Origin of the sequence: uncultured Clostridium sp. (genome assembly GCF_947072515.1) — a bacterium.
Taxonomy (GTDB): domain Bacteria; phylum Bacillota; class Clostridia; order Clostridiales; family Clostridiaceae; genus Clostridium.
In genome coordinates, this window is sequence record NZ_CAMTIG010000028.1 from 1 (window position 1) to 20,784 (window position 20,784).

The 20,784-nt window shown below is 27.6% G+C and carries 20 protein-coding genes, 1 pseudogene and 1 riboswitch; of the genes and pseudogenes, 8 read left to right on the forward strand and 13 right to left on the reverse strand.

Annotation, left to right across the window (positions count from 1 at the left end; all coding sequences use genetic code 11):
• From Q0W06_RS11340 to sdaAB, 9 genes and pseudogenes are all read right to left on the reverse strand, one after another.
• Nucleotides 1-706: pseudogene (locus Q0W06_RS11340) on the reverse strand (serine protein kinase); the annotation flags it as partial.
• A gap of 149 nt (nt 707-855) precedes the next feature.
• Nucleotides 856-1,989: a glycerate kinase gene (locus Q0W06_RS11345; protein WP_297635367.1), complete on the reverse strand. Its 1,134-nt coding sequence runs from the start codon at nt 1,987-1,989 to the stop codon at nt 856-858.
• An 8-nt stretch (nt 1,990-1,997) separates the two neighbouring features.
• Entirely contained in the window at nt 1,998-3,758 is a 1,761-nt protein-coding gene (gene recQ / locus Q0W06_RS11350) for a DNA helicase RecQ (protein WP_297635369.1), read from the reverse strand.
• Between the two features lie 22 nt (nt 3,759-3,780).
• A complete protein-coding gene (locus tag Q0W06_RS11355; RefSeq protein ID WP_297635371.1) occupies nt 3,781-4,080 on the reverse strand; it encodes a hypothetical protein in 300 nt (99 codons plus the stop codon).
• A gap of 180 nt (nt 4,081-4,260) precedes the next feature.
• On the reverse strand, nt 4,261-5,640 hold the full coding sequence (locus Q0W06_RS11360; RefSeq protein WP_297635374.1) for an amino acid permease: 1,380 nt from the start codon (nt 5,638-5,640) through the stop codon (nt 4,261-4,263).
• Nucleotides 5,641-5,902: 262 nt separating this feature from the next.
• Nucleotides 5,903-6,877 (reverse strand): diaminopimelate dehydrogenase, encoded by a 975-nt coding sequence (locus Q0W06_RS11365; protein WP_297635379.1) that lies wholly within the window; start codon nt 6,875-6,877, stop codon nt 5,903-5,905.
• A gap of 62 nt (nt 6,878-6,939) precedes the next feature.
• A complete protein-coding gene (locus Q0W06_RS11370; protein WP_297635383.1) occupies nt 6,940-7,659 on the reverse strand; it encodes a bifunctional hydroxymethylpyrimidine kinase/phosphomethylpyrimidine kinase in 720 nt (239 codons plus the stop codon).
• Nucleotides 7,660-7,827: 168 nt separating this feature from the next.
• On the reverse strand, nt 7,828-8,712 hold the full coding sequence (sdaAA, locus tag Q0W06_RS11375) for an L-serine ammonia-lyase, iron-sulfur-dependent, subunit alpha (RefSeq protein ID WP_297635386.1): 885 nt from the start codon (nt 8,710-8,712) through the stop codon (nt 7,828-7,830).
• 2 nt (nt 8,713-8,714) lie between these two features.
• The gene (gene sdaAB / locus Q0W06_RS11380) at nt 8,715-9,395 is read right to left on the reverse strand and encodes an L-serine ammonia-lyase, iron-sulfur-dependent subunit beta (protein WP_297635389.1); all 681 of its coding nucleotides are present in this window, start codon (nt 9,393-9,395) and stop codon (nt 8,715-8,717) included.
• A gap of 236 nt (nt 9,396-9,631) precedes the next feature.
• On the opposite strand from sdaAB, the gene Q0W06_RS11385 reads away from it, so the two are divergent.
• Entirely contained in the window at nt 9,632-10,117 is a 486-nt protein-coding gene (locus tag Q0W06_RS11385; protein ID WP_297635392.1) for a hypothetical protein, read from the forward strand.
• 33 nt (nt 10,118-10,150) lie between these two features.
• On the opposite strand, the gene Q0W06_RS11390 is transcribed toward Q0W06_RS11385, so the two are convergent.
• Complete coding sequence (locus Q0W06_RS11390; RefSeq protein WP_297635395.1) at nt 10,151-10,480, reverse strand: hypothetical protein; 330 nt, start codon at nt 10,478-10,480, stop codon at nt 10,151-10,153.
• 220 nt (nt 10,481-10,700) lie between these two features.
• Here Q0W06_RS11390 and Q0W06_RS11395 point away from each other — a divergent pair, with 220 nt between their 5' ends.
• Nucleotides 10,701-11,198: a hypothetical protein gene (locus tag Q0W06_RS11395; protein WP_297635398.1), complete on the forward strand. Its 498-nt coding sequence runs from the start codon at nt 10,701-10,703 to the stop codon at nt 11,196-11,198.
• Between the two features lie 109 nt (nt 11,199-11,307).
• Entirely contained in the window at nt 11,308-11,799 is a 492-nt protein-coding gene (locus Q0W06_RS11400; protein ID WP_297635401.1) for a hypothetical protein, read from the forward strand.
• Between the two features lie 30 nt (nt 11,800-11,829).
• Here the strand turns inward: Q0W06_RS11400 and Q0W06_RS11405 are convergent, their stop codons facing one another.
• Nucleotides 11,830-13,227, reverse strand: coding sequence for an amino acid permease (locus Q0W06_RS11405; RefSeq protein ID WP_297635404.1), 1,398 nt, complete (start codon nt 13,225-13,227; stop codon nt 11,830-11,832).
• Between the two features lie 104 nt (nt 13,228-13,331).
• Nucleotides 13,332-13,436: riboswitch (SAM riboswitch) on the reverse strand.
• Nucleotides 13,437-13,572: 136 nt separating this feature from the next.
• The gene (locus Q0W06_RS11410; protein ID WP_297635407.1) at nt 13,573-15,231 is read right to left on the reverse strand and encodes a nucleoside kinase; all 1,659 of its coding nucleotides are present in this window, start codon (nt 15,229-15,231) and stop codon (nt 13,573-13,575) included.
• 133 nt (nt 15,232-15,364) lie between these two features.
• Between Q0W06_RS11410 and Q0W06_RS11415 the strand changes: the two genes are divergently transcribed.
• Both Q0W06_RS11415 and Q0W06_RS11420 read left to right on the forward strand, forming a co-directional pair.
• A complete protein-coding gene (locus Q0W06_RS11415; RefSeq protein WP_297635410.1) occupies nt 15,365-16,123 on the forward strand; it encodes a DUF421 domain-containing protein in 759 nt (252 codons plus the stop codon).
• Nucleotides 16,113-16,493 (forward strand): DUF4363 family protein, encoded by a 381-nt coding sequence (locus Q0W06_RS11420; RefSeq protein ID WP_297635413.1) that lies wholly within the window; start codon nt 16,113-16,115, stop codon nt 16,491-16,493. The genes Q0W06_RS11415 and Q0W06_RS11420 overlap by 11 nt, the downstream gene beginning before the upstream one ends.
• A gap of 71 nt (nt 16,494-16,564) precedes the next feature.
• On the opposite strand, the gene Q0W06_RS11425 is transcribed toward Q0W06_RS11420, so the two are convergent.
• Entirely contained in the window at nt 16,565-16,876 is a 312-nt protein-coding gene (locus Q0W06_RS11425) for a DUF1540 domain-containing protein (protein ID WP_297635416.1), read from the reverse strand.
• A 262-nt stretch (nt 16,877-17,138) separates the two neighbouring features.
• Here Q0W06_RS11425 and Q0W06_RS11430 point away from each other — a divergent pair, with 262 nt between their 5' ends.
• The 3 genes from Q0W06_RS11430 to argC are packed head-to-tail and all read left to right on the forward strand — an operon-like array spanning nt 17,139 to nt 20,783.
• Nucleotides 17,139-18,359 carry an argininosuccinate synthase gene (locus Q0W06_RS11430; RefSeq protein ID WP_297635418.1) on the forward strand — a complete coding sequence of 407 codons (1,221 nt, stop codon included), beginning with the start codon at nt 17,139-17,141 and terminating at the stop codon, nt 18,357-18,359.
• Complete coding sequence (argH, locus tag Q0W06_RS11435; protein WP_297635421.1) at nt 18,359-19,756, forward strand: argininosuccinate lyase; 1,398 nt, start codon at nt 18,359-18,361, stop codon at nt 19,754-19,756. The genes Q0W06_RS11430 and argH overlap by 1 nt, the downstream gene beginning before the upstream one ends.
• The gene (gene argC, locus Q0W06_RS11440; RefSeq protein WP_297635424.1) at nt 19,749-20,783 is read left to right on the forward strand and encodes an N-acetyl-gamma-glutamyl-phosphate reductase; all 1,035 of its coding nucleotides are present in this window, start codon (nt 19,749-19,751) and stop codon (nt 20,781-20,783) included. Before argH ends, argC begins: the two co-directional genes overlap by 8 nt.
• The last annotated feature ends 1 nt before the right edge of the window (nt 20,784 follow it).

Consider the following 20,784-nt stretch of genomic DNA (forward strand, 5'->3'; position numbering starts at 1 on the left):
ACATATCCATTTTAGAAATATCAATTGATCCTGTTAATATTGATGTATCTTGATTGTTAGGATCAACTGGTGGAACCACTCCTATACCCTTTCTTGATCTGATAGAAAAACCTTTCTTTTCAATTGGCATTTCTTCATATTTTCCACCAAACTCATTTATAAGTCTATACTTACAAACTGGGCATAAATCACCTTCTATTTTTACTCCTAACTCTTTTTCAAAGTCTTCTCTTAAATGGTTAGGAATAAGATGAAGTGGTTCCTCATGCATTGGGCATCCTTTTATTGAATAAATTTGGTCACATTTTTCTAATGCTTTCTTTAAAGACTCTACAAGTGATGATTTACCTGCACCAACTGGCCCAACTAAATATAATACTTGTCTTGCTTCTTCACCTTGCATAGCTGCTGAATGAAAATAATTCATAAGTTTCATAACAACTTTATCTATTCCAAAGAAACTATCTTTAAAGAATCCATATTTTCTTATAATATCATTTCCATAAATTCTTTTTACCTTATAATTTTCTTCACCTTTTAAGACCTCTACACCTTTTTCTGAAATTTTATCATATAATCTTTTATGAGATAATTTCGCTATATCAGGATTTTGCTTCACAATTTCTAAATAATCTAAAAATGTTCCATTAAATTTTTCCTTGTCTCTACTTTCTCTATCGGTTTGTATAAATTCTCTAAAATCCATAAATACTCACCCTCCTTTTTACTTAAAATATATTCAAAAATTGCCCCTATATATGACAAAAAAAAAAAGAATTAGAAAAATTATTTTCTAATTCTTTAAACTTTAATTTACATATCACTTATTAAATTTACTTATAAAAAATTTTTCGCTTATAAAATATTTAAAAGACGAACTACATTTTCCACTGTAATTTCTAAATTTTTAGGACCATGTTTTAATGCATTTTCAATCGGTTCTACCCCTTGCATTATGCTAAATATAGCATCTATTCCATCTTTATATAATTCCCCTATATTACTATCCACTTTTCCTCCAAATGCAATTACCCTAACTCCATTTTTTTTAGCTACATTTGCTACTCCTATAGGTGTTTTCCCAAATCTTGTTTGAAAATCTATTGCGCCCTCTCCCGTAAATACAAAATCAGCATTTTTTATTTCTTTCTCTAATCCACTATATTTTATAACTAAGTTAATTCCTTTTTCTAATTTTCCATTTAGAAATACTAAAAAAGCTACACCAAGTCCTCCTGCTGCACCTCCACCTTTAATCTTTGTTACATCTAAATTAAAATCTTTTTTTATAACTCTTGTATAATTTTCTAAAGCTTTCTCTAAAACTTTTACCATTTCAGGAGTTGCTCCCTTTTGTGGTCCAAAAATTTTTGTAGCTCCTTCTTCTCCTATAATTGGATTATTCACATCACATGCTACCTCAATTTTAATATTTTTTAATCTTTTATCTAAATTTGAGATATCTATTTTTTCTAACTTTAAAAGTTCTTCTCCACCAACATCAATTTCTCTTTTATCTTTATCATAAAATTTAACACCAAGTGCCATGAGCATTCCTACTCCACCATCATTTGTGGCACTTCCACCAATGCCTATTATTAAATGCTTTATATCTTTGTCCAATGCATCTAATATTAACTCTCCAGTTCCAAATGTTGTTGTTTTTAATGGATTTCTTTCTTCATTTTTTAATATTTCTAATCCACTTGCTGCTGCCATTTCAATTACTGCTGTTTCTTCATTTCCTAATATTCCATATCTAGCTTTTACTTTTTTATTTTTTATTGGTGATGTTACTTCTCTCTCTTCAAATTTCCCCTTCGTTCCATAAACTAAAGCTTCTACAGTTCCTTCTCCACCATCTGCTATAGGTATTTTCACACACTCTGCATCCTTAATTATTTTCTTTATCCCACTCTCCATAGCTTTACAAGCCTCTATAGATGTCATACTTTCTTTAAATGAGTCTGTTGCTAATACAAATTTCATTCTATCACCTAATTTTCTATATTTATTAAGTTTAGTATCTCTTCCCCATATTTTTCAAACTTCTTCTCACCCATTCCCCTTATATTCATAAGGTCTTCTTTTGTTTTAGGCTTTAAGTTAGCTATATTTATTAATGATGAATCAGAAAAAATTATATATGGTCTTATATCTTCTTTATGAGCCATTACTTTTCTCCATACTTTAAGCTTATTATATAGTTCCTTATCTAAAACTTCCTCTTCAATATTTTCTAAAATCATATATACTTTTTCTTCTGATTTTAATATTTTAATAGAGTTATTATTTAATCTTAGCATAGAGTATGTTCCTTCTTTAAGGCTTATATATCCACCATCTAAAAGTCCCTTTATAAGTTCTCTTATATATTTTGATGAATACTCTTTCATTAATCCAAAAGTTGTTATTTTATCTAATCCATAGCTTATAACTTTAGGTCCTTTAACCCCTCTCACAATATCAGTTAATACTGATATTCCATACTTTTCTCTCGTTCTAAATACTGTAGAAAATATTATTTGTGCTTCTCTTGTAAAATCCATTACTTTATCTGAATTTAAGCAATTTGTACAATTATTACAAAAACTCAAAGCTTTATTATCAAAGTATTTAAGTAAATACTCTCTATAACAATTTATATAATCACAATAATCAATCATACTTTGTAGTTTTCGAAGAGCTATCTCTCTTCTACTTAATGGAATACTTTTATTTATTAAAAATTCAACTCTACTTATATCAGTTCTACAGTAAAATAAATAACATTCACACTTCTCGCCATCTCTTCCCCCACGGCCTATTTCTTGATAATAACTTTCTAAATTTTTAGGAATAGTAAAATGAATTATATATCGTATATTACTCTTATCAATTCCCATTCCAAAAGCATTCGTTGCAACCATTATATTTTTTTCTTCATTTAGGAACGCTTCTTGGTTTATAGTTTTATCCTCTTCTTTCATTCCTCCATGATATTTTAATACTTCAAACCCTACATCTTTCAGAAAGTAATATAATTCATCTACTTCTTTTCTTGATGAACAATAAATTATTCCACTTTCATCCTCATGTTCTCTTACTATATGAGTTATTTCTCTTTTATCTATTTCTTTTAAAATATTTATTTTTAAGTTACTTCTATTTATATCACCTTTATAAATATATGGTTCTTTTAATCCTAAAAGTTTTATTGAATCCTGAATCACCTCTTTAGTTGCCGTTGCTGTAAAGGCTGAAATCACAGGTCTCTCTTTTAAACTTTCATAAAATGGTTTTATTTCTCTATAGCTTTGTCTAAAATCATGTCCCCACTCTGATACACAGTGTGCTTCATCAATTGCAATGTGAGAAATATTTATTCCTCTTACCATTTTTTTAAAGTATTCAGATTCTAATCTTTCTGGTGAAATATAAATTATCTTATATTCTCCAAGTGATGCATCTTTTAAAATTTCCTTTATCTTTTCTAAATTTAAGCTACTATTTATAAAAGCGCCCTTAATTCCAATCTCTTTTAAATTATCTACCTGGTCTTTCATTAATGAAATAAGTGGTGATATTACTAGTGTTATTCCATTTAAAATTATAGAAGGAATTTGATAACATATAGACTTTCCCCCACCTGTTGGTAAAAGACAAAACACATCATCTCCATTTGATATTTTTTCTATAACTTCATATTGTCCAGCTCTAAAAGAATTATATCCATAGAACTTTTTTAATGCATAATGTGCTTTTTCTCTAACATCCACTTGTTTTCCTCCTTTAATTTTTTTATTTTACTTTCTTTTTTATTCCTTCATATAAGTATTCTATATACTCTATTTTAAATCCAGCATCTTTTATTTTCTGGATTCTAGCTTTAACACTTTCAATACTCATCCTTGCTTCTGCAAAGTCTTTTACTTTTATACATTTACTTGTATACTCTAATAAATAATCTATCTTTGCAATTTCATTTGCTAAATCTTCTCTGCCACCATTTACTAATTTTAATACTTCATCATACATTTTTGGTGAAAGATCTTCTCTTACATCATTCAAAAAATTATTATTCTTACTATTCTTTTTCATTTTATCTCCTAATTATATCTTTATTTTTATTCTTATTTTCACTATTCCCTATATCTTTTATAATAGACTTTTATTTTAATTATAAAATAAAGAATATTATTTTTAAAGATTCTATTTTCTTCTCTAGAAATTTTTCTAAAAAAAAGAAGCAACATCTATGTGCTTCTTCTTAATTTTAAGTTATTTTGTTTTCTCATCTATTATTGCTGAATGATTTTTTCCATATATAAAATATGAAATTAATATCAAAATTAATACTACTCCAAATATTACAAATGTTGTTTTTGATAAATTGGTCATTAAGAATATACAACATCCCGCTCCTAATATAGGCACTACAGGAACTAGTGGAGTTTTAAAACCTCTTTCTACATCTGGAAAATTTCTTCTAAATATAATTATTGAAAAAGAAACTAATCCATATACAAGAAGTAATGCAATACTTGCAAAATTTGCTAATTGACTTAAATTCACAAACCCTGCTAATATAGAGCCAATTATACCTACAACCCATAAAGAAATGTATGGTACATCATTTTTATCTTTCTTATGAAATATCTTTGGAAGTAATCCATCAACACTCATTGTGCTTATTATTTGCGAAGTTGCAAAATTACTAGCAAATATTACAGCTAATATTCCTATTACACTACCTAATGCCACAATTAACGATATAGTATGATCGCCTGCTACATTTAAAGCATATGAAAGGGCATCTGAAACATTTAAATTAGAATATAAAGTTATTCCAGTTAATACTGCTGATACTGATATATATATTACTGTACATACACCTAATGATACTAAAAGTCCTATTGGTAATGCTCTTTTAGGATTCTTTACATATGGAGCTGCTGATGCTGTTGCATCAAATCCACAATATGCAAAAAATACTGAAGCTGCCCCAGTCATTACCCCTGTAGTTCCATACGGTAAAAATGGCGACCAGTTTTTAGTACTTACGTGAAAAACACCTACTATTACAAATAATGCAATAACTCCTATTTTTATAATAACCATTATATTATTTACATTTTTACTATCCTTAGTTCCACGAGAAATTACAAAAGTTATCGCTAAAATCGCAAAAATTGCTGGTAAATTAACTATTCCACCTTCACTAGGGATAGTGGTTAATACTTTAGGAATATGTATTTTAAAAGCATCTAAAAAATTTACTAAATATCCGCCCCAGCCTGATGCAACTGTTGCTGTTGCTAATATATATCCAATAACTATACATAAACCTCCAACATATGCTACTATCTCACCCATAGTAGTATATATAAAAGTATATGATCCTCCTGAACTAGGAATTGCAGAACATAACTCAGCATAACATAAAACTATTACTGCTGCTGCTATTCCTCCAATTAAAAATGAAAGCATAACTCCAGGTCCTGCTTCCTTTGCTGCAACAATTCCTGTTAAAACCATAACTCCAGTTCCTATAACTGAACCTATACTCATTAAAGTTAAATCTAAAGTACCTAAGTTCTTCTCACTTGAACTTACGTGTTTAGATATACTTTCTATATTTTGTGTTCTAAAAATACTCATTTAACTCACCTTCTTCTCTTTTCAAAAATAAAATGCCTACCCTTATCTTTGAAATTTTCGTTAAATAAGAAAACAAACTTTTTTAATTTTAACAAATTTTTATTAACTTGCCTTGTATTTTTTATAACTTAATAATTAATTTTAACATCTTTATCTAATACATAGTATAATCTCCAATTTATTCTTTAATATTTATTATTTAAATTTCAACACTAAAAATAATAAAAGATAATGCATTTATAAACTTGCATTATCTTTATTTTTATAATAATTCATTTCTCAACGTATTACCATCTTTTATAGAGAGATATGCCGGTGGAACATCAAACACAGTTATTGCACCACTTCTTTTCTCTTTAACCATTCTATAAACTGCTCTTGCATAAGCAACTAAAATACCTGCTGTAAATTCAGGATTACTTTCTAAATCTAAAGAAAACTCTATTTTCCCACAGTTTTTTTCACCTGTTTTTCCTGTTCTTATAACTTTTCCACCATGAGGCATATCACTATGGTTTCTTTTAAACTCTTCTTCTGATATAAATCTAACCTCTGTATCGTAATCTAGAAAATAATCCTTCATTTCTTTTATAGCTTTTTCCACTTTATTTTTATTCCCAAACTCTTCTAAGACAACAAAACATAATCTGCTATGTTTTTCTCTTGCACTTAGCTTTAACTCTTCACCATTTCGTATTTTTTCTAATACATCCTCTTTAGGTATTGTATACTGTATTCCGCTTTTCACACCTTCAATTTGTCTTATTGCATCAGAGTGTCCTTGGCTTACACCTCTTCCCCAAAATGTATATTCATTTCCTTCTGGAAGTATAGCTTCTCCTATTAATCTATTTATAGAAAATAATCCAGGATCCCATCCTACTGATATTAACCCAAGCTTTCCACATTTCTCTCCAACAATCTTCATTTTTTGAAAATAATCTTGTATCTTAGCATGAGTATCAAAAGAATCTACAGTATTAAAATGCTCTAAAAACACTGGACCTTGCTTTGGTAAATCTACTGCTGATCCACCACATAAAATCATTACATCAATTTTATCTTTATAGTTCAATACTTCTAAAATATCCTTAGCATATAGTTCATCCACCTTCAAATTTCTTCTTCGGCTAAATACCTCTACCAATTCCATATCATTAGCTTTTTTCAATGCTTTTATAACACCTTTTCCTACGTTTCCACAACCTATTATACCTACTTTAATTTTTGAGCACATATACACCTCCTAAATTGCATTAGTGTATAATACTCTCATTTATTATTTTTTATTCTTAATTTTTATTTTTCAATAAAATCTTTTCCTAATTTTATTGCTGTTTTTAAGCTATATCCATTTGCAACAAAACTAGTTATTGCAGCTGACAGTCTTTCCCCTTGTATATATGTATCTTTTAAATCTAATTCTTCGCTTATGAAGTAAGTTAGCTCATCTCCATCATATAAAATATCTACTCTTTCCCCTTCTTTATCTAAATTTCTAATTAAGATATTTACTGGTCCTAACTTTTTTAAATCTTCTAAAGTTTCTTCTATATTTTCTATATGATTTATTTTTATATCTAAAATTTCTTCTGTATTTTCTTTATTCAAAATTAGTAGATATGCTAATGGAAATATTTCTTTTATCATCCCTTTTTTTTCATTATCTGATAAAAATTTTTCCCCATCTATATTTATTAACTGTGGATTTACTACTATATTAGGAACTCTTTTTATTTTTCTTAACATTTTCCCAATTAACTTTATTTCATCAGTTCCAACTATAGTTCCTATTTTAATAGCATTAAAATCATATTCTTCAAATGTTACTTTCATCTGATTTTTTATCATATTTTTAGATGTTGATTCTACTTTTAACATTCCATTGGTATTTTGAGCCATTATATTTGTGATAACTGTAAAAGGTTGTATATTATTTTTTAAGAAAATTTCCAAATCTTTTTGTATTCCAGCTACTCCTAAAGAATCACTGCCTGATATAGTCAACGCTTTATTCATCTTCTCCACTCCTTTTTCTTTTGTTATATATCTATTATACATAAATATAGTTTCATTTTTATTAAATTTAGAAAAGTTATTTTTTATTTGAAGCTAGAAAATATTCTTTTTAAATTTGAAATAGGGACTAATTTTTTTAAAATAGTCCCCATTTCCTTTTCTTATTATTTATTTTTCATCACCAAAAACTTTTTTTCTAAGCTCTAGTCCTGTTTTCGTAATTGCAACTCCACCTAAAGCTGTTTCTCTTAATGAGGCTGGCATCTCACGCCCAACTTTATACATTGCACTTATAGTATCATCAAAAGGAATTTTTGACTCAACTCCAGCCATAATAATATCTGCTGTACATAAAGCACTTATAGCTCCTGATGCATTTCTTTTTGCACATGGAATTTCCACAAGTCCTGCTACTGGATCACAAACAAGCCCTAATATATTTTTTATTACGATTGCTCCAGCATCTAAACTCATTTTAGGTGTTCCACCCATCATAAATACTGCAGCTCCTGCTCCCATTGCCGCTGCTGACCCACATTCTGCTTGACATCCACCTTCAGCTCCTGCTAAAGTTGCATTCATTCCAATAATAGTTCCAATTGCAGCTGCTGCAAAAAGACCTTCTATCATTTCATCTTCTGATTTTCCAAGTTTTCCTCCAGCTGCTAAAATTACTGCTGGTAAAATTCCACATGACCCAGCCGTTGGACATGCAACTATTTTTCCCATAGATGCATTAACTTCTGAACATGCAAGCGCCATTGCCATTGCCATTACCGTAGTACTTCCTGTTAATGTATCTCCTTTTTTTAAGTATTCATTAACTCTATACCCATCGCCACCAATCAATCCAGTAACTGAATAAACTTCTTTTGTCATTCCTTCTGTTACAGAATCAATCATAACTTTAAGATTTTCTCTCATTTTTCCTATAATAATCTCTCGTGAAACATTGCTTTTTTCTTCTTCCATTCTTATTGCATATTCACTTAAAGATATATTTTCTTCTCTACATATGTTTATAAGCTCTTCGCCACTTCTTGCTATATTCATCTTTATGCATCCTCTCCTACAGGGTTTATAAGTATGACTTTTAAAATATTATCTAAAGCTCTTATATTATCTAAAACTTCTTCTTCAATAATATTATCTACTTCAAAAATCATAGTTGCCCCTTCGCCTCTCTGTTTTCTAAATACACTCATAAATGCAATATTTATCTTTTTTTCTGATAATAATGCTGTTACATTTGAAACTACTCCTGGTACATCATTCTGTGTAACTATAAGTGTTGGATAATCACCAGTGAAGCTTACTCTATTTCCATTTACTTCAACTATCTTTATGCTTCCACCACCAATAGATGATCCCATTACTTCACAAACTGCTCCGCTTTTAGTTTCCATTACAAATTTAACTGTATTTGGATGCTCATCTCCAAGATCTTTTTCTACAAATGTATATTTTAATCCTTGTTCTCTTGCTATATCCATAGAAGTTCTAAGTCTTTTATCACTAGGATTCATTCCTAAAACTCCTGCAACTAAAGCTCTATCTGTTCCATGTCCTTTATATGTTTTTCCAAAAGATCCATGAAGCATAAATGTAACTTCTTCTATTTCTTCTCCTGCAATAGCTCTTGCAACTCTTCCAAGTCTTGCAGCTCCTGCTGTATGAGAGCTTGATGGTCCTATCATTATAGGACCTAATATATCAAAAACACCTACGTTTTTCATCTTTTTACCCTGTCCTTTTTGTAATATTTTATCCATCTATAGTTTAATATATTTTATACCGGATTTAAATAATTATTTATAAAATATTCTTATTTAAATTTCAAATAATAAAATATTGTCTATATTCTTATTTATATGTCAAAAATATAACTGTTTATTTTATTTTTAAACTTTATTAATATTTTGGTTACTTTTAAATGCTATGATAAATGCACTTTTACTTTAAGGAGGTTTTTATGGATTCTTTATTAATCTTAGAAATTTTATTTATTCTTTTTACATTAGTACTTTTAGTATTAAATTTATCAAAAAGAATAAGCACAAAAAAAGAAGGTACTTACACTATAATTAGAAATTTTAATGCATCCTTCTTTACAACAGGTATAATATGTATAGTTTTTATAGTATATATCTTTATGTATACTAAAGATTTTACTTCTATTACTAAGTATTTAGCTATCCTTTTACTTATTTTATTATTTGTAACTACATACTTTAATTCCAATCTTCTTTTTGGTCATGATACTTTTCTTTATATGTTCTCTAAAAAATCATATAAAGAAATACGAAAAGCTAGTGTTTTAAATAAAGGAAATGGTCGTGTAATATCATTTCTATTTAAAAATGGTAGTAAGCTTTCTATTACTACATCCAAAAATAATGGTTCTATTATGTTAGAAATTTTAAAAAGAAAATCAGTAAAAGTGGATTACATAAGATAAAATAAAGGCTATCTCAAAGATAGCCTTTATCTATTATTTAAATAAACTTTTATAAAAATTATCAAATCCATCATCATTTAATTTAACATCTGAATCATCATTTACGTAAAATTTATTCATTGTTGATACTATTAAATCAAATTTTTGAATATTATTTTCTTCTAATAAAACAGTATATAAATATGCTAAATGGTCTTGCATATATTCTTGGATTTGCTTCATTTCTTCATCTGATATTTTTTCCTCTTCATATAACTTCTTTATTGGTCCATTTCTAAAAGAAAAATATGCTGATGATTTAGCTATATTCTTTATATATTCTTTTGCTTCTCTTTTTTCTTCTTTTCCATCTATTTTTATCATTATTTCACCTCTTCATATATTGTGTTCTGTCTTCTATTTAACACTAAATATTTTCATTTATCAACTTCCCATTTATTTAATATCCAGTTCATTAAAAATTAATATTTTATTCTTTTTATATTGTTATCATTTAAATATATGTATTTTTAGAATTAAATCTTCTATTTTAGGTTAATAATAAAATATATTTTATCTACTAAATTTTGAAAGGAAGATCTTTATGCAAATTCTTATTTATGTCATAATAATCGGATTAGTCTTTATGATATCAAAAAATATGCTAAAACCATTTGGAGCTCAATTAAGATTGAAGAAAGATCCTGATGGATTAGTTATATATAACGTACTTCCAATATCTATATCATATATAATTGTTATTTTAATTATATTTGCATACGTAATTTACGATGTCAAACATTTAAATCCTATTACTGTCGCTTTAGCAATTGTTTTTATCATTATCGCTTTAGCATCTGGTGTAGTAAACTCAAGAATGGTTATAGGTTTCAACAGATTTTCATATATGTATAGCACTATGGAATTAAAAGAAATGTCTAAAATTACAATTGAAAAAAATCCTAAAAAAGCAAATAACTTTTTAATTATTATTAGAAAAACTAACGGTGGAGAGTTTAAATTCACTTTACCTGAAGAAAAGAAAGTAATATTTAAAACTTATATGCAAACTCATGGAAAACGTCCAATTGAAAAAGCTTAATAATCTGTACCGATATTACTTCTTTGTAGTATTGGTATATTTTTTTGATTATTTTTCTTTTTCTTGGTAAAATCTCAATATACAAATGCATAGAAAGAAGGTACTTACCATGCAAAAATATTTATCACCAATCCTTTTCCTAGCCTTTGCAATTTACTTTATTGTTATTTTTAAAAAGAACTTTAATAAAAGAAAGGCTCTTTACACTCAGGGAGATTATGTAGAGTTCACTCATTTTCTACCTAGCTTTTATACTTATATAGTGTGTGCCATAATATTTTTACTTTATCTGGTTTACGCACGTAATCATTTAAATGCTTTTGAAATAATTACAGGTATTCTTTTTGCTATAGCTATAGCATTTTCAGCTACCTTATCTTCAAAAGTTACCCTAGGTAATAAGGGAATTTTTTTAATGTCCTATTATTTAGAGTATGACAATATTAATGCTATCGGTATTCAAAAGCTAAATGAAAATAAATTTGCTATAGGATTTATAAAGAATAATAAGATAGTTTTTAGTCTTAAATTAAATAGGAAAAATAAAGATACTTTAAAAGAATTTATTTCTAAAAGAAACGTTTTTATTCAGGATATGTAAAAAGGGATTGCTTTAACGCAATCCCTCTTACTATATAATATGTTTTTTTCTAACTTTAGTTATTATAAACGGTATAATAACTATTAAAACAAATACAATTATCAATAAGTGTGTATAATTAGCAACTTGGCTCTTTTTAACTCCTGATGGTGGAATAAAAGAAATTCCAAAAGCAATAACTGTAAAAACAAATCCAACTATTCCTATTACTAATCTTACAACCTTACTTTTCGCTATTTGATATTTTCTATTTAAATCATTCCCCTTTAATGTTAATTTTATATATGCAATAAAAAAGATTCCATATGCTAATAAATAAACTATTACTGTTAATGTCATAGCCATAAAGAATGAATTATTTGAACTTCCTCCAGCAAATGTTAATATAAATGCCCAAATAGTAACTCCTATTCCTTGAATTATAAGTAAATTAGATGCTACATCATTTTTATTTCTTTTAGCTATTTTTTTACTAAAAAATCCTTTTTCTCCTGCAAGAGAAAGTCCTCTAGTTGGTCCTACTATCCAAGCACTTATTTCAGCAATTGAACCTAAACATAAAAGTAAAGCTAACAATTTAACTATAAATCCAAAATTTCCAAAGTATGATAATAAAATTGAATAGGCTTGAAAAACTCCTTGATTTAAGCTTAAACTACTTTGTGGCACTACTATACCAATAGATAATGCTCCAAAGCTACTTAATAATATGCATAAAAATAATATAATTATAATTGCTCTTGGATAATCCCTTTTTGGATTTTCCATATCATTTATATGTGTTGCTGAAACTTCAAGTCCCATATATGAAAGCATAAATGATACTAAAACAACAAGGGATCCCATATTACTAAAATCCGGTATAAATGTTTTTAATGACATATCTATATGTATTGGATATCCTTTAATAAGATATATTCCTGTTAATGCAAATAATACTACTGCCGGTATAACTATACCTGCAATAAAGCCAACTTTAGCTATTAATGCTGTCTTTTTTATCCCTTTTAATTGTACGTAAGTTATTATCCAAAATATCGCTATAACAAATATAAATTTAATTATTGGATTATTATTAATAGCTTCTATTCCTGTTATATATGCTATTGCTCCAACTATAAAATATATCATTGTTACAGCTCCAATTGTAAAAACTATAAATTGATAAAATATATGTGCAAACCCCATTTTCTTTCCTAGAGTTTTGCTTGTCCATGTAAATACTCCACCTTCTTGAAATCCTTCTACCGTAGCCATCTCTGCTGCACAAAGACAAACAGGTAAAAACCATAATACTCCTCCAATAATCAAATAGAATATTGAACTAAATCCACTAATTGCAAATGTTGGATATTCATATATTTCTATTAGTACTGAACTAGTTAAAAATAAAAATCCAAACATGCTTAATTTTTTTATACTTTTCATCTTTCCTCCTCTTTAGTTTTATCAAGAAATTAAAGAGAGAAAAAAAGCTATCTTTTCTCTCTACAGACAAAAGATAGCTGAAAATTCTATATTTTATAACCTTACTCTTATCTTTCAGAAATAAATTTCTGCAGGAATTAGCACAATTCTCATATTATGAGCTGTTGCTAGGCTTCATAGGGCCAGTCCCTCCACCTTCTTGATAAAAATATTATATTTGCTTTTTATTTTAATACTTAACTTCAAATATTTCAAATTAAAGTTCTATGAATATTTTTTAAATTAAGCTTCTTATTTTTAACACTTTTATACATATATTCTCTATAAAGTATTTATTTATTAATTTTAGTAATCATAAAAACAACTTCCACCTATAAACTCTCTAAATATTGAGTTTTCAGGAACATACTCCATAGGTATTTCTTTGAAAAAACTTAAAAAAGACTTTAATCTATACGCTTCTGCATATACAGGACTATCTTTTTTTATTTTTTCCAATTCTTTAAGAGCAAATGGTTTTAAAACTGATAATTCGTATACTAAAGTTGAGTTAAACATATCTTCGCATTCTTCTTGATATACAAAAATATTTTTCTTCTCACCTCTTTTTATTGAAGGCCACATTTTTAATGTTTCTTCAGCTCCATACCCCCTTGATAGATAGTCTCTAACTATTCTTCTTATTTTTCTAACATCTGTAGTTTTTATTCTATTATGATTATCTAAATTAAGTTGTGTTAATGCTGATATATATACTTTATATTTATTTTCTTCTGCAACTTTTAAAGTGAGCTCAGGATTTAAAGCATGTATTCCTTCTACAATTATAATTCCATTTTTAGGTAATTTCAAAGTGTCTCCACGCCATTCTCTTCTTCCTGTTTTAAAATTATAAGCAGGAATTTGAACTTCTTCACCATTTAACAATCTTATAAAATGATCATTTAATGTTATTAAATCTACTGATTTTATACTTTCAAAGTCATACTCTCCATTTTCATCTCTTGGATTATCTTCTCTATTTACAAAGTAATCATCTAATGATATTGGGACTGGTATAAATCCATTTACTCTTAATTGAATACTTAATCTCTTAGAAAAAGTAGTTTTCCCTGATGAAGATGGTCCTGCAATAAGTACCATTTTAACACCACTTTTATTAGCTATATTATCTGCAATATATGCTATTTTCTTTTCATGTAATGCCTCTGATACCATTACTAATTCTCTCTTTTTTCCTTCTTCAATTTTACTATTTAAACTTCCAACATCACCAACTTCTAAAATTTCAAGCCATTTTTCTGTTTCATAAAATATATTAAATAATTTTTTTTGTTCCGTAACTTCTGGAAGTTCTACATCTCCATAATTTTCAGGATATCTTAATATGAATCCTGGCTCATAATATTTTAAATCAAAAACTTTTATAACTCCTGTATTGCTTGCCATTAGTCCATAAAAATAATCGTATCTATCCTCAATTTTACAAAGATCAATCCAATCTTTATCAATATGTCTTAATAAAGACACTTTATCTTCCATACCATACTCTTCAAAAATATCTATTGCTTTTTCTATAGATACTCTCTCTTTTTGTACTTCTAGATTTTCCTCTATAATTTCTATCATTCTAGTTTTTATTTTTTCTACATCTTCCTTTGTTAAAGATAACTTTTTGTGGATTTCTCCAAATATACATTTACTAATTGAATGCTCTATAGTTATTTTAGAATTTGGGAAAATATCTAATGTAGCTTTTACAAAAATAAATTGTAATGTTCTCTTATATATACTCATTCCTAAGCTGCTATCAAATAAAACTAAGCTTAAATTCCCACTTTCATTTATTTCAGAGTTTAATTCATAATACTCATAATTCAATCTACATAATGCAACTGTATTTTTAAATTCACCATAATATTCTTCTAAAATGTCCTTAAAGGTTCTTCCTTTTTCTACTACAATGTTTCTTCCATCTTCTAATATTAAGTTATATTCTATCATTTCTACTCCTCCTCTTTAATCTACTACCATTATATTACTGATATCTAAAGTATAAAACAAATTTAAATCCATATTTTATGAATATTTCATTTATTTTTGAAGAATATTATTTATAGATAAAGGAGGTTTTTTTGTGTTTATTTTATTAATCAGAACTATAATTCTTTATTTTTTAGTTGTCTTAGTTATGCGACTAATGGGGAAAAGACAAATAGGTGAATTACAACCTTACGAATTTGTTATAACAATAATGATTTCAGATTTAGCAATGTTACCTATGCAAGATATTAAGCTCCCTCTTTTATTTGGCATCATTCCCATGTTAACTTTACTTTTACTAAAAATGCTTTTAACACAATTACAACTTAAAAGTCAATTTGCAAGAAAAATCATTGAAGGTGAACCATCTATTTTAATTTATCGAAGCAAAATAAACTATAAAGCTTTAAAAAATCAACAAATAAATATTGATGAATTGTTAGAGGAACTTCGAATAGCAGGTTATTTTGATTTAGACCAAATTCAATATGCAATTTTAGAAACAAATGGTGATTTATCAATTCTGCCTAAAAATTTAAAGCCCCAAAATACTGATTTTAAATCTACTGCTTCTACATATAATTTAGAAAGTTCTGTTATAACTATGTCTGGAAATCAAACTGAACATGAAATTTTTCTGCCTAAAATTTTAATTTCTGATGGGAAAATAAATAGAAATGCCTTAACCCGTGTAAATAAAGATACAAAATGGATTTTAAATACTCTCTCTGAATATGGGATTACAGATATAAAAAATGTTCTAATTGCATTTTTTGATACTAATGGCAACTTTAGATATCAACTTTTTGATGAATTTGATAACGCCGAAAGGATGGATACTAATGCGAAATAATATTATTTCCTTAATCCTCTTCATAGTACTCATGTGCTTAGTTTTTTTTGCTAAAGATAGATTAATTTTCCTTTGTAATGAAATTGAATATTTTTGCAATGACATTGAATACTTTTTATGTGAAGAAAATTATTATGCTGCTTATGAAAAAAGTATTTCTCTTTTAACTGAATTAGAAGTACATTCTTCTGAATTGTCTATTTATGCAGCACACACAGATATTGAAAATTTAAAAGCAAACTGTATTTCACTTGCAATATATATAGAATCTCGAAATAAAAGTGATGCTTTAGCTACTGTTCATATCTTAAAGTTGTATGCTAATAATATTCACGATTTACAATATCCTTCATTAGAAAACATTCTATAATTCATAATTTAGAATCCTATATTTTTGCACAAAAAAAAAGATTACATCAATACAGATGTAATCTTTTTCAGCTATCTTTCTACAAAGCTAGCACACTGTGTATCACTTGCGTAACTGCTAAGATTATTAGAAATCTCTATACTATTTGCAACACAACTTTGTCCTTTATTATGGATGCATGTGTCTGCACTACAGTTTACATATAAACTAGGATTTATGTCTCTTACATCATTACTTAAAGCACCACTTTTACATTCAAAATTTTTGCAGTTAGTTTCACTTGAACTTTCTGCTTGAACTCCACCTACTGTTATCTCATTATTACAACAACAGCTTTGCTTATTATGATTACAATCTGTAACATCACATTTTAATGTAGTCATTTAACATCAACTCCTTGCTTTATTGATACATTTATATTATTTCACTATTTCTTCTTTAAATACCCTTGTCTCATTAGTGATGTACTCTCATTTCTAGATTTTTTTATATTTAATACCATTTTATGCATATTTAAAGTTATTTTTTGTATTTTATGCAAAATTAAAGATTTTTACTTTTATATATTGCATAATTATTCCATCAAGTATATAATATCCATTAAATGGAAATTATATTTTTTATTAATTTGTAGGAGGCTATAAAATGAAAAAATTAAATAAGGTTGTATTAGCTTATTCAGGAGGATTAGATACTTCTATAATAATTCCTTGGCTTAAAGAAAATTATGGTTGTGAAGTTATTGCTGTTGTAGGTAATGTAGGACAAAAAGATGAACTTGAAGGATTAGAAGAAAAAGCTTTAAAAACTGGAGCATCCAAAATATATATAGAAGATTTAACTAATGATTTTGTAGAAAATTATATTTTTCCTACTATAAAAGCTAATGCTGTTTATGAAGGAAAATATCTTTTAGGTACTTCTTTTGCTAGACCTATTATCGGAAAAAGAATGGTTGAAATTGCATTAAACGAAGGGGCTGATGCAATTTGTCATGGATGCACTGGAAAAGGAAATGATCAAGTAAGATTTGAACTTGCTATTAAAGCTTTTGCACCTGATATGAAAATTATTGCACCTTGGAGAATCTGGGAGATAAAATCTCGTGATGAAGAAATTCAATATGCTATCGATAGAAATATTCCTATAAAACTTACTAAAGAAACTAACTATAGTAAAGATAAAAACCTTTGGCATTTAAGTCATGAAGGATTAGATTTAGAAAATCCTAATAATGAACCTAATTATGAAAAAATATTAGAACTTTCAACTACTGTTGAAAATGCACCAAATATTCCTACTTATATTACACTATCTTTTGAAAAAGGAATTCCTGTAGCTTTAAATGGTGAAAAAATGAATGGTACTTCTCTTATTTTAGCTTTAAATAAAATTGGTGGAGAAAATGCTATTGGTATTTGCGATATGGTAGAAAACAGACTTGTTGGAATGAAATCAAGAGGTGTTTATGAAACTCCTGGAGGAAGTATTCTTTATTATGCTCATAAAGAACTTGAATCTATTTGCTTAGATAAAGAAACTATGCATTATAAAGAAATGATCTCTTTAAAATTTGCTGATATAGTTTATAACGGTCAATGGTATACGCCACTACGTGCTGCTCTTTCTGCCTTTGTAGATACTACTCAAGAAACAGTAACTGGTGATGTTAAACTAAAACTTTATAAAGGAAATATTATAAGTGCAGGTATATCTTCTCCTTATTCTTTATATAGTGAAGAGTATGCAACTTTTGATGAAGATGAAGTTTATAACCAAAATGATTCTGCTGGATTTATAAATCTTTTTGGACTACCGATAACTGTAAAAGCGAAAATGGATCAAGCTCTTAAGGGGACAGACTAATGAAACTTTGGGGTGGTCGCTTCAAGGATAGAATTGACCCTTTAGTTAATGATTTTAATTCCTCTATAAATATAGATAGCAGAATGTATAAAGAAGATATACAAGGTAGTTTAGCACATGTAAAAATGCTTGGAGATAAAAATATTATTCCTAAAATTTCTAGTCAAAAAATTGAAGAAGGTCTTTTAGAGATTTTAAAAAGATTAGAAAATGGAGTAATTGAAATTGATACCTCTTCTGAAGATATTCATAGCTTTACTGAAGGACTTTTAACTTACTACATTGGTCCTTGTGGAAAAATGTTGCATACTGGCAGAAGTAGAAATGACCAAGTTACTCTTGATTTAAGGATGTATTTAAAAAATTATATTAAATCTTTAATTCAAGATTTAAACTCACTTTTAATTGTTTTAAAGGAAAAATCCACTGAAAATATCGATACTATAATGCCAGGATATACTCATATGCAGAAGGCTCAACCTATAACTTTTGCACATCATCTACTAGCTTATTGTGAAATGTTTAAGAGAGATATAAATAGACTTAAAGATTGCTTTACAAGAGTTGATGAAATGCCATTAGGTAGTGGAGCTTTAGCATGTTCTACCTACCCTATAGATAGAGAAATGGTAGCAAAGGATTTAGGTTTCTCTAAAGTCACTTTAAACAGCTTAGATTCTGTTTCTGACAGAGATTATGTTATAGAAACACTCTCATGTCTCTCTATAATAATGATGCATCTTTCAAGATTCTCAGAAGAAATAATTCTTTGGTGCACAAATGAATTTAATTTTGTTGAACTTTCAGATCAGTATAGTACTGGAAGTAGTATTATGCCTCAAAAGAAAAACCCTGATGTTGCAGAGCTTATTCGTGGTAAAACTGGACGTGTTTATGGAGATTTAATTGCTTTATTAGCAGTAATGAAAGGAATTCCTTTAGCTTATAACAAAGATATGCAAGAAGATAAAGAAGCTCTTTTTGATGGTCTAGATACTGTAAGTCTTTCATTAAAAACTTTTACTGGCATGATTTCTACAATGAAAGTAAATAAGGATGTCATGAAATCTGGTGCATCTAAAGGCTTTACCAATGCTACTGATTTAGCTGATTATTTAGTCAAAAAAGGAATGGCTTTTAGAAATGCTCATGAAATAGTTGGTGAAGTTGTTCTTTATTGTATTAAAGAGAATAAAGGTATCGAAGATTTAACTTTAGATAAACTTAAAGAGTTTTCTAATATTTTTGAAAGTGATGTTTATCATTCAATAAATTTAATTACTTGTGTAGAAGAAAGAAAAGTCTTTGGAGGTCCCTCTAAAGAATCAGTTCTTCTTCAACTCCATTATTTAGATAAGTTTATTAAACAAACTAAAGGAGATGATTTAATTGATTAAAGTTGGAATTATTGGTGCCACAGGCTATGTTGGTTCTGAACTTTTTAGACTTCTTTTAAATCATCCTAAAATAGAAGTTTTTAAAATAAGTTCAAAATCTTTTTTAGGCGAAAAGTATTCTTCTATTTATAAAAGTTTTTTTAATAAAACAGATTTAATTTGTGAGGATATAGATTCAGTTATAGAAACTTGTGATCTTATATTTCTCTCACTCCCCCATGGTTTAAGTGAAAGTATTGCTGAAAAGATTTTTTATAAAAATAAAATTTGTATTGATTTAGGCGCAGATTTCAGACTTTCTTCTGAAGAAAATTATAAGGTTTGGTATGGCAAATCTTTTGATAAGCCTAAACTCCATCAATATGCTATATATGGCTTACCTGAACTTAATAGAGAAAAAATTAAAAAGAAACGAATAATTGCAAATCCTGGTTGTTATCCTACTTCCATTAATCTTGCACTTATGCCACTTTTAAAAAATTCTCTCATAGATACACACTCTATAATTTGTGATTCTAAATCAGGACTTACAGGCGCTGGCCGTAATCTAAGCCTTTCTTCTCATTATGCAGAAGTAAATGAAAATTTTAATCCTTATAGTGTTGAAGGTCATAGACACACTCCTGAAATAGAAGAAACACTTTCTTCTATTTCAAATGAAAATGTCTCTGTAACCTTTACTCCTCATTTACTTCCTATAAATCGTGGAATTTTATCTACTATTTATGTTTCATTAAGAGAAAATATATCTTTAGAAAAACTCCATACTTTATATTTAAAATTTTATAAAAATGAGCCTTTTATAAATATACTACCTCTTAATGAAACTGCTGATATTAAAGGCGTGAAACTTTCTAACAATTGTAATATTTCACTTCACCTTAACCATAAAAAAGATAAATTAATATTAATTAGTGCAATAGATAATATGCTTAAAGGAGCTGCCGGACAAGCTATTCAAAATATGAATTTAACTTTAGGCTTTGAAGAAACTTTAAGCTTAAATTTAATTAGTCCAAGCTTCTAAA

Coding starts and splice junctions, on each gene's coding strand:
- Q0W06_RS11400 (WP_297635401.1), top strand. CDS start 11,308: ATGCAAAAATATTTATCACCAATCCTTTTCCTAGCCTTTGCAATTTAC.
- Q0W06_RS11370 (WP_297635383.1), bottom strand. CDS start 7,659: ATGAATAAAGCGTTGACTATATCAGGCAGTGATTCTTTAGGAGTAGCT.
- Q0W06_RS11420 (WP_297635413.1), top strand. CDS start 16,113: ATGCGAAATAATATTATTTCCTTAATCCTCTTCATAGTACTCATGTGC.
- Q0W06_RS11425 (WP_297635416.1), bottom strand. CDS start 16,876: ATGACTACATTAAAATGTGATGTTACAGATTGTAATCATAATAAGCAA.
- Q0W06_RS11395 (WP_297635398.1), top strand. CDS start 10,701: ATGCAAATTCTTATTTATGTCATAATAATCGGATTAGTCTTTATGATA.
- Q0W06_RS11365 (WP_297635379.1), bottom strand. CDS start 6,877: ATGTGCTCAAAAATTAAAGTAGGTATAATAGGTTGTGGAAACGTAGGA.
- Q0W06_RS11410 (WP_297635407.1), bottom strand. CDS start 15,231: ATGATAGAATATAACTTAATATTAGAAGATGGAAGAAACATTGTAGTA.
- Q0W06_RS11390 (WP_297635395.1), bottom strand. CDS start 10,480: ATGATAAAAATAGATGGAAAAGAAGAAAAAAGAGAAGCAAAAGAATAT.
- Q0W06_RS11360 (WP_297635374.1), bottom strand. CDS start 5,640: ATGAGTATTTTTAGAACACAAAATATAGAAAGTATATCTAAACACGTA.
- Q0W06_RS11430 (WP_297635418.1), top strand. CDS start 17,139: ATGAAAAAATTAAATAAGGTTGTATTAGCTTATTCAGGAGGATTAGAT.
- sdaAB (WP_297635389.1), bottom strand. CDS start 9,395: ATGAAAAACGTAGGTGTTTTTGATATATTAGGTCCTATAATGATAGGA.
- Q0W06_RS11355 (WP_297635371.1), bottom strand. CDS start 4,080: ATGAAAAAGAATAGTAAGAATAATAATTTTTTGAATGATGTAAGAGAA.
- Q0W06_RS11405 (WP_297635404.1), bottom strand. CDS start 13,227: ATGAAAAGTATAAAAAAATTAAGCATGTTTGGATTTTTATTTTTAACT.
- sdaAA (WP_297635386.1), bottom strand. CDS start 8,712: ATGAATATAGCAAGAAGTGGCGAAGAGCTTATAAACATATGTAGAGAA.
- Q0W06_RS11385 (WP_297635392.1), top strand. CDS start 9,632: ATGGATTCTTTATTAATCTTAGAAATTTTATTTATTCTTTTTACATTA.
- argH (WP_297635421.1), top strand. CDS start 18,359: ATGAAACTTTGGGGTGGTCGCTTCAAGGATAGAATTGACCCTTTAGTT.
- Q0W06_RS11345 (WP_297635367.1), bottom strand. CDS start 1,989: ATGAAATTTGTATTAGCAACAGACTCATTTAAAGAAAGTATGACATCT.